A 1185-nucleotide genomic window follows, 5' to 3' on the forward strand; every position below is an offset into this window, starting at 1 on the left:
CAGGGCTGTTAATTTCTCATGGTGCCGCAGGCGCAACGTCGGAGGTGTTCAAAATTCAACGCGTTGCGCCGCAACTCGATAGTCACGCTTCGATCAGATGTCGCGCGCAGGCAGTTTAGTGCCATGGAGCGCAAGCGGGCCAGAATTCCGGGTTTGTGTCGCGTCGTGCAGTGATCCTCCTTCATGACTACATCGCGCACGTGATGATTCTGGTTTTCAATCGACCAGTGACCACGGATGGCCATCTGGCAGGTTGCCGCGCTCATGACGGCTGTGCTGACCCACCACGCCGTCTCACTGGTGCGTTCCCAGCCGCCAGTCCGGTTCCTGCGTTCGACCGTACGTGAGACGCTCACGATCTGCTGTACCAGCGGCTGCCAGTCCGCTTCCAGCCAGTTCGCCGGCACGCTCCAGGTGCGCACCGAACGCGTCTCGATGCGACCGTGGCCCTTGTCGTGTTGCACGTCGCATTGGGCAGGAGCGCAATAGCGGGCAAGATCCTCACAGGCGGCAAGCAAGGTTGGCTGGTTGCCCTTGACCTGCACCAGCACGTCGGCGCCCTTTTCCAGGGCGAGCGCTAGCGTTTTTTTTGGCAGTGCAACGCGTCCATCGTGAAGACCCGCCCCTGCAAGCCGAGCGATTCGATCAACGCCTGCGCGGCCGGAATCTCGTTCGACTTCTCCGCAACCTCAACATGGCCCAGCACAATCAGGTCATGATGATCGAAGGCCGAAACGATGTGCCGCGCCGCGATGTCTTCCAGGCGTGAGGCGCTGCCGCGCAGCGCCTTGCCGTCCAGCGCGATGAACTGCCGCCCCGGCGGTGCGCAAGTCTGTTTCTGCGCGAAAATGCGCACCGCGCTTTCCAGATCGTGCTCGTCGAGCTGGAGCAGGAATTTGCGGATACCCACCCAACTCGGCGCCTTGCGCCAGTCCGTACCGAACAGCTCGTTCAGCTGTGCACGCCGCTCGCCAATGAACACCTCAATCGTCCTCAGCGAGTTCGCACCTGCCATCAGTGACATCACGATCGCACACAACAGCGGCTCCAGCCCGTAACGCTTGCCCTGCGCCCGGCGTGCGTCACGCAGCTCCGAAAATACGCCTCCGAATATCATCCCTGTTCCCGCCGTCTTGTTTGGACGGTCACAAAGTTAACACGGTCGGACGGAAGTTAACAGCCCTG

General features: G+C 61.3%; 1 pseudogene. It reads right to left on the reverse strand.

Going from position 1 to position 1185, the window contains the following annotated elements:
• Positions 1-8: 8 nt before the first annotated feature.
• Positions 9-1117 (reverse strand): annotated as a pseudogene (locus tag F6X42_RS46290) (ISAs1 family transposase).
• Positions 1118-1185 lie beyond the last annotated feature (68 nt).

The sequence above is a fragment of the Paraburkholderia podalyriae genome, from assembly GCF_014397785.1.
Lineage (GTDB): Bacteria > Pseudomonadota > Gammaproteobacteria > Burkholderiales > Burkholderiaceae > Paraburkholderia > Paraburkholderia podalyriae.